Raw genomic sequence first — 7265 nt, forward strand, 5'->3', positions numbered from 1 at the left:
TATCCCGCCGCATTTGTTTATTCTGCGCTTGTCAGGTCTTTTACGACCTCTCCTGCCAGAATCAGCCCGGCCACGGAGGGGACGAACGAAATGCTGCCCGGCACCTGCCGGCGGATGGTGCATTTGCGTTTCGTGTCCGGCGGGCAGATGCAGTGGTGCTTGCAGCTGTTCGCGTCGTCGTCAATGGGGGTCAGGGGCGGCTCTTTGGAATAGACCACCTTCAGGGAATCAATGCCGCGCTTTCTCAGCTCGCTGCGCATGACGCGGGCCAGCGGACAAACGGAGGTCTTGTAGATATCCGCGATCTCAAAACGGGTGGGGTCTAGCTTGTTTCCGGCCCCCATGCAGCTGATGATCGGCACATTTGCCGCTTTGGCGCGCTCAATCAGCACCAGCTTGGAAGAAATCGTGTCGATGGCGTCCACCAGGTAGTCGTACCCGCTCAAATCAAACTGATCGGCGTTTTCCGCCCCGTAGAATACCTCGTGAAGCTCTACCTGCGCCTTGGGGTTGATGTCGAGAATGCGCTCACTCATTACCTCAACCTTCTTTTTGCCGACCGTTTTTCTGGTGGCGATGATCTGGCGGTTGATATTGGTCAGGCAGATGCGGTCGTCGTCAAACAGCGCAAAGCTGCCGACTCCGGAGCGGGCCAGAGCCTCCGCGGTAAAGCCGCCCACTCCGCCGATTCCGAAAATCGCTACCTTTGCCTGATGCAGGCGCTGCATGCCCTCTTCTCCTAACAGGAGCTGTGTTCTTGAAAATTCGTTGAGCATTCTGGATTCCCTTTCCTGTTTGCCGTTTTCTGCACGGCATGGTCTGTAATTAAAATTAATATGAAAAAGAGTTCTGTTTCAGTCCCGTGCCGGTAGGATCGCTGCCCAGAACTTTCCGTTGAGCGGCGGCAGGGGAATATGGTACCATCAATACAGTTGTCCCGCCGCCCGAAGCTTTTCTTGGGCTTACAGCGTGAGGTTATTCTATCATCCGTTTTTGAATCATAAAATGCGGAGCAAATCAAGTTTGGTTTTACTTCGGAACGATGATTCAATGCTCTCTTAGCCGCCAAAAGCTTTGCTTTTGCTTGCGGCGTGAGGTTATTATAACGCATTTTCTGCCCGTGGTAAATACCTTTAACGGGTGGACTGATACACCAGCGACGCGATGATCAGCTGCGCCAGAATGATGAGCGGCAGACCCAGCATAAAGCGCTTGTGCTGGGTTTTGTGGCGGATGATGTGCATCGTGACCAGCATGGCGGGTGAACCGCCGAGAATCGCCAGGGTGAACAGGTTCTTTTCCGGAACGCGCCGCCCGTGCGTGCGTGCCTGTTTTTTATCGTATACCGTAACCGCGGCGGCGATCAGATTGATCACGCCCAGGTACAGAACGATTCCCGTCGGGTGTGAGAAAATAAGCTCAAACATATTCGTGCTCTCTTTCTTGTCCAATTTTTTGCTCAAATAAGAGCGGACAGGTCTTTTTTGGCAGATGGCGCATTATAAATATAGAGAACGGCAGCGGACAGGTTCTAGTGATGTCATTTTTAAAAAGCTGTTGATTTCGCGTACAGTGATTCTGAAAGCGAATTGATTTTCAAAAAAGGGAGGATTGTAAAAATGAAACACGAGCGTCTTTGGCAGGGCTACGGGGCCAACGTGGCGGCGGTAGCTTTGCTGATTGCCTCGGTTCTTCTGACCATGGCGGTGCAGGGAGGGCCTCCCGGGCAGGGACAATCAGGTCCGGAGTCATCCGGCCAAACTTCCACGGCGTCCTCTGCGTCGGAGTCGTCCAGCTCCGGCACCAATCCGGTGAACACGGTTCCGGGGGACGAAATGCGGGCTGTGTGGGTCCCTTATATGAGTCTGGCGATGAATGCGGAGGCGGACCAGAGCCAGGCGGCTTTTCAAAAAAAATTCGATGCGATTGTGGCAAATGCCAAAAGCAAGGGAATGAATACCCTGATTGTTCACGTGCGCCCGTTCGGCGACGCGTTGTATCAGTCGGATTATTTTCCGTGGTCGCATATCTTAACCGGAATGCAGGGGGTCAACCCCGGGTACGACCCGCTCGCGTATATGGTGCAGGCCACGCATAAGGCGGGCCTGAAAATCCACGCGTGGGTCAATCCGCTTCGCATTCGGACAAACAATACGCCCACGGCGCTCGCACAGAATAATCCCTATAACAAATGGCAGCTCCAAAAGCTTTCGGGGCGGACGGTGACGCTCGATAACGGCGTTTATTATAATCCTGCATATCCTGAGGTGCTCAAGCTCATTACCGACGGCGTAGCCGAAATCGTAAAAAAATACGATGTGGACGGCGTGCAGTTCGACGATTATTTTTATCCCACAGAAAGCAGCATCTTTGATACCGGCTCCTATGGGGCCTATCTGGCCGAGGCGAAGAAGAGCGGCAACGCCATGGATTTATTCGAGTGGCGGCGCGCCAATATCAACAAGATGGTGTCGATGGTGTATCGCGAGATCAAGAGCATCAAGCCAGGTGTGGTGTTCGGGATTTCTCCGCAGGGGAATGTACAGAACGATTTGCGCATGGGCGCGGATGTGGTTTCGTGGGCTTCTACGGCCGGGTACGTCGATTACATATGCCCGCAGCTGTATGTGAATTTTGAGAATCCCATTCTCCCGTTCGACGACGGCGCCAAACAGTGGCGGCAGATGGTCACGGCCAAAGGCGTGCAGCTGTATTTTGGGCTTGCGGTGTACAAGGCCGGTTCTGACGCGGATGAGGGTACCTGGAAAAAATCCAACGATATTCTGCAAAAGCAGGTGGAATTGGGGCGGCAGATCGGCGGCGGAGGCTTTATGTTCTACGCTTATGATCAGCTCGATGCCGAGCACAGCCGCGAAGAAGTACAGAATGTCATCAAGCTGCTCAATTGATCGGGGCAGGTCGCGCGGCCTGTATTATTTTCGATCATCTATCCCGTTTGTCAGTGGGAAAGAAGCTCTCCGGTGCAGCCAACCCCGCCGGCAGATGTGATGCGTACCGGCAGAATCTGCCCGTGCAGCGGCTTTTCGGAAGAGACCGTGACCGGGGTGTAGTTTTCGGTGTAGCCCTCGTAAACGCCGGGGGCGCATTCCCGTTCAAACAGTACGCCGGCGGTTTGGCCAACCTGCCTCTGGAAGAATTCCCGCATGGTGCCGAGAGTGACTTCGATCATCGCCTTGCTGCGGCGATCCTTCACTTCCTTCGTCAGCTGATCCGGCGCGGAATAGGCCACGGTGCCGGGACGGCGGGAGTAGGCGAATACATGCACCTTCGCAAAGCCGATTTCTTCGGCAAACGCGAGGGATTCGGCGAATTCCTGCTCGGTTTCCCCGGCAAAGCCGACCATGATATCGGTCGTGATGGCCGCGTTCGGGAACGCCGCGCGCAGATTCTGAACGATCTCGCGGTACTCTGCGGTATCGTAGTGGCGGTTCATGCGGCGCAGGGTCGCGTCGCAGCCGCTCTGCAGGGAGAGATGAAACTGCGGACACAGTTTTTTCTGTGCCGCCAGCCGCTGAATCACCGGCAGGCTGAGCTGCTCCGGCTCCAGTGAACCGAGGCGCACCCGCTCGATGCCCGGCGTGCGGCATGCGGCTTCCACCGCGTCGCACAGGTGCAGGTCAAGCTCCTGCCCATAGGCGGAAAGGTTGATGCCGGTCAGAACGATCTCGCGGAATCCCCGCTCTCCCAAAAGTCTCAGCTCCTGCTCCAAATCCTCTAAGGGCTTCGAGCGCACCCGCCCCCTGGCATAGGGGATGATGCAGTAGGAGCAGAACCGGTTGCACCCGTCCTGAATTTTAATAAAGGCGCGGGTGCGTTCCTGAAAGTCCTCGATCTGCATCGGTTCAAACGAACCCTTGCGCTCGTGGGGAACGATATCGATGATCCTCTGGTGCGTCGACAGATACGTCAGAATGTCCGGCAGCAGAGCGCTGCGGTTTGAGTTGCCGAGAATGACGTCCGCGTCCGTAAGGGCTTCGGCCTCTTCGGGGAACGCCTGGGGCATACAGCCGGTCAGCACAATCACCGCGCCGGGGTTCTGCCGGCGGGCGCGGTGCAGCGTCTGGCGCACTTTATGGTCGCTGGTTGCGGTCACGGTACAGGAATTGATCAGCACCACGTCCGCCGATTCTCCCATCGACGGGGAAAAACCGGCGTGCAGCAGCTGCTGAAGCATTGCCTGCGATTCATACTGATTGACCTTACAGCCCAGTGTAATCACATGTACTTTCATGGAAGGATCCTTTCGGGAAAATTTTTCATTCTTTTTGGGATTTGTTTTTTCCTTCCGTTTTTGCCGGGGGAAAAATCTTTTTTCACTCGTTTCACAATAAAATGAAGATAATTGAAGATAATTGATAAAAAACTTTGAAAAAGTCAAAACGAGTAGAAATAACTGGATTTTTGATATTGACCAACAGACAACTGTACGTTATGATAGGAAACGTACAGATCTTTCACAGATTGATTCAAAGAATAGGAGATGTCGACCATGTATACGACCGATATTCTGTTGTCCAGCATAGAAGCAGTGAAAAAATTTGTTACTTTGGCGAACCGGTATGATTTTCCGATCAATCTAAGAACCGACAAGTACACAATAGATGCAAAGTCCATTATGGGAGTATTCAGTTTAGACCTGTCAAAACCGGTCACAGTAGAGCTCGAAGGGCCCCAGGCAGAGCACTTTATTGCAGAACTTGCGGAATTTCAGCCGCAGAACGCATAATACAATTCCCGGTATTCCGCGAATTGAAAGCCCGGATGATTCCGGGCTTTTTTATTTATGCGCTTTCGCCGGCCTGCTCCAGCTCCTCGGAAAGCTCGCTCCAGGTCAAAAACACCGAATCGGACTGTTCCTTCAGCCGGGAAAGCTCCTTTGTCAGCTCCATCACCGCTTCGTAGTCGGCAGCGATTTCCGGTGAGTGCAGGCGGGTCTGCACCTGCTCCATTTCCTGCTCGAGCTGCTCCATCTCCTGCTCCGCTCGTTTGATGGCGGCACGGGTCTTGCGCAGCTTTGCTTCCTGCTCCTTGCGCTGCTTGTAGAGATTTTTCTGTTCCGGCTCCTGCTGTTCCTTCACAGGCTCCTTTGCCGTCTCTTTGACGCGCTCCAGATAAGCGTCGTAATTGCCGATGTATTCCGTCGTTCCGTCTTTGTCCAGAAAATAGATCCGGTCGGCCAGCTTGTTGATCAGGTAGCGGTCATGCGACACGATCAGCAGGGTGCCCTCGTAATTCTGCAGCGCGTTTTCCAGCGCTTCGCAGGAGCCGATGTCCAAATGGTTCGTCGGTTCGTCCAGCAGCAGAAAATTCGCGCGTGAGAGCATCAGGCGCAGCAGCAGAACGCGGGCGCGCTCTCCGCCGCTCAAAGCGGCGACCGGCTTAAACACGTCGTCGTCCTGAAACAGGAAGATCGCCAGCGCGTTGCGAACCTCTGTCTGCGTCATGGACGGGTAGGAATCCCAGATTTCGTCGATCACCGTTTTTTCGGGATGCAGGTCCTCCTGAATCTGGTCGTAGTAGCCGACGTCGATCCCCGCGCCAAAGCGGATTTCACCGCTGTCCGGCAGGTAGCGCGACAGCAGCGTTTTCAGCAAAGAGGTCTTTCCGCAGCCGTTCGGGCCGATCAGAAAAATGCGCTCGCCGCGGCGGATTTCCAGATCGACGTTGCGGAACAGGGGAGCTCCGTCAAAGCTCAGCGAAAGGCCGGAAGCAGCAAGAACATCGTTGCCGCCGCGCTGAGAGGGCTCGAAACGGAAGCGGATGCTGTCTTCCGCCTCATCGGGCTTTACGAGCGTGCTTTCGAGCCGCTCGATCACCTTCATTTTGCTCTCCGCCATGCGGATGTTGCGCTCGCGGTTCCATTGCCGCTGCTGCGCTACCATTCCCTCTAGGCGAGAGATTTCTTTTTTGGTGCTTTCGTATTTTCTCTGCGCCGTCAGGTCGTTTTCCTGCTTTTGCGCCAGATAGGTGGTGTAATTCCCCTTATAGCACGTCAGCCGATGGTTCGATAGCTCAAAGGTGCGCCCTGTCACGCGGTCCAGAAAATAACGGTCATGCGAAATGACCAGAAAAGCGCCGGAATACCCTTTGAGAAAGTCCTCCAGCCATTCGACGGAGGCGATATCCAGATGGTTTGTCGGCTCATCGAGCAAAAGCAGATTCGCGCCGGAAAGCAGCAGCTTTGCCAGCTGCAGCTTGGCCTTTTGTCCGCCGCTCAGCACGCCGACCGGCATGGCGGTCTGTTCATCATCAAACCCCAGGCCCAGCAACGCAGAGCGGGCACGGGAGCGGCAGGTAAGGCCGCCTTCGCGCAGAAAGCGGTCATTGAGCAGCATCTGGCGCTCGATCAGCTCGGTCTGGTTCTGCGGTTTCCCCTGCAAAGCCAGGTTGATCTCTTCCAGCTCGCGCTCCATCCCGAGCAAGGGGGCGAATACGCTGAGCACCTCGGCGTAAGCGGTTTGCTCCAGATTGTTACACACATGCTGCTCCATATAGCCGATCACAGCGTCCCGCGAAAGGTGGATTTCGCCCCCGTCGTTCGACAGATCGCCCGTCAGCATCTTAAACAGGGTGGTTTTTCCGGAACCGTTGACCCCCACAAGGCCAATTCGGTCGCCGGACTGTATTTCAAAGGAAACGCCGCTGAACAGATCCTCAGCGCCGAATGCCTTTCTTAAATTGCTCGTACTCAGCAAAGCCATGTTAATGCAAGCTCCTTCTTGAAACGGCAGAACAATAGAAAAGGCGGTCATCCACCGCCCAAAGACCGTTGACCCGGCCGCCGTTTCTCTTTCAATATTATAGAGGAATTTTGCGATGAAATCAAGAACAACGCGCAACATCGGCTCCTTTGAGAGAAAACGGGTAAATTTGTGGACATTTTTACAGCGGCGGTGATATAATAACCTTACGGCAGGCTGAGCCTGCATGCACGTCGCGGAAAAACAAACAGAGCAAACTACCAGATTCCACGCGAAAATGACTTTGTACGAAGGTGCCGATAACATTTCTGCGAGCTAACGAGAGCGCTCTGAAAATGCCCGCCGACAGCCGGGTTTGCATGGTTTGTTTCTAGATTAAGCTCGGAGAGTGGGTATTTTCATTGGAGCGCCTTTACAGTAGCTTTCGGCGTTGCATTCCAGAACTTGTTCCCAAAACGGATTCCAAAGGTGTCCTTTGGAAGGCCTTTGCTTACTTTCGTCCTTTCACGAAAGTAAGTGCCCGCCCCGGCATGAGGGGCAAGC

The 7265-nt window shown here is 54.4% G+C and carries 6 protein-coding genes; 2 read left to right on the forward strand and 4 right to left on the reverse strand.

Annotated features, from left to right (window positions below; all coding sequences use genetic code 11):
* Positions 1 to 17: 17 nt before the first annotated feature.
* Positions 18 to 776: a tRNA threonylcarbamoyladenosine dehydratase gene (locus HMPREF1141_RS03245; RefSeq protein WP_009060977.1), complete on the reverse strand. Its 759-nt coding sequence runs from the start codon at positions 774 to 776 to the stop codon at positions 18 to 20.
* A gap of 357 nt (positions 777 to 1133) precedes the next feature.
* The gene (locus HMPREF1141_RS03250; protein ID WP_009060993.1) at positions 1134 to 1427 is read right to left on the reverse strand and encodes a DUF1294 domain-containing protein; all 294 of its coding nucleotides are present in this window, start codon (positions 1425 to 1427) and stop codon (positions 1134 to 1136) included.
* 192 nt (positions 1428 to 1619) lie between these two features.
* Here HMPREF1141_RS03250 and HMPREF1141_RS03255 point away from each other — a divergent pair, with 192 nt between their 5' ends.
* Entirely contained in the window at positions 1620 to 2909 is a 1290-nt protein-coding gene (locus HMPREF1141_RS03255; RefSeq protein WP_009060940.1) for a family 10 glycosylhydrolase, read from the forward strand.
* Between the two features lie 50 nt (positions 2910 to 2959).
* Here the strand turns inward: HMPREF1141_RS03255 and mtaB are convergent, their stop codons facing one another.
* Entirely contained in the window at positions 2960 to 4252 is a 1293-nt protein-coding gene (mtaB, locus tag HMPREF1141_RS03260; protein ID WP_035316494.1) for a tRNA (N(6)-L-threonylcarbamoyladenosine(37)-C(2))-methylthiotransferase MtaB, read from the reverse strand.
* Between the two features lie 258 nt (positions 4253 to 4510).
* Here mtaB and HMPREF1141_RS03265 point away from each other — a divergent pair, with 258 nt between their 5' ends.
* Positions 4511 to 4747, forward strand: a complete 237-nt coding sequence (locus HMPREF1141_RS03265) for an HPr family phosphocarrier protein (protein WP_009060989.1) — start codon at positions 4511 to 4513, stop codon at positions 4745 to 4747.
* A 55-nt stretch (positions 4748 to 4802) separates the two neighbouring features.
* Here the strand turns inward: HMPREF1141_RS03265 and HMPREF1141_RS03270 are convergent, their stop codons facing one another.
* Positions 4803 to 6722: an ATP-binding cassette domain-containing protein gene (locus HMPREF1141_RS03270; RefSeq protein ID WP_035316495.1), complete on the reverse strand. Its 1920-nt coding sequence runs from the start codon at positions 6720 to 6722 to the stop codon at positions 4803 to 4805.
* Positions 6723 to 7265 lie beyond the last annotated feature (543 nt).

Origin of the sequence: Clostridium sp. MSTE9 (assembly GCF_000277625.1) — a bacterium.
GTDB classification, from domain to species: Bacteria; Bacillota; Clostridia; order Oscillospirales; family Acutalibacteraceae; genus Faecalispora; species Faecalispora jeddahensis.

Excerpts from the sequence above, each read along its gene's own strand:
- HMPREF1141_RS03245 (WP_009060977.1), bottom strand. The coding sequence starts at position 776 with ATGCTCAACGAATTTTCAAGAACACAGCTCCTGTTAGGAGAAGAGGGC.
- HMPREF1141_RS03250 (WP_009060993.1), bottom strand. The coding sequence starts at position 1,427 with ATGTTTGAGCTTATTTTCTCACACCCGACGGGAATCGTTCTGTACCTG.
- HMPREF1141_RS03255 (WP_009060940.1), top strand. The coding sequence starts at position 1,620 with ATGAAACACGAGCGTCTTTGGCAGGGCTACGGGGCCAACGTGGCGGCG.
- mtaB (WP_035316494.1), bottom strand. The coding sequence starts at position 4,252 with ATGAAAGTACATGTGATTACACTGGGCTGTAAGGTCAATCAGTATGAA.
- HMPREF1141_RS03265 (WP_009060989.1), top strand. The coding sequence starts at position 4,511 with ATGTATACGACCGATATTCTGTTGTCCAGCATAGAAGCAGTGAAAAAA.
- HMPREF1141_RS03270 (WP_035316495.1), bottom strand. The coding sequence starts at position 6,722 with ATGGCTTTGCTGAGTACGAGCAATTTAAGAAAGGCATTCGGCGCTGAG.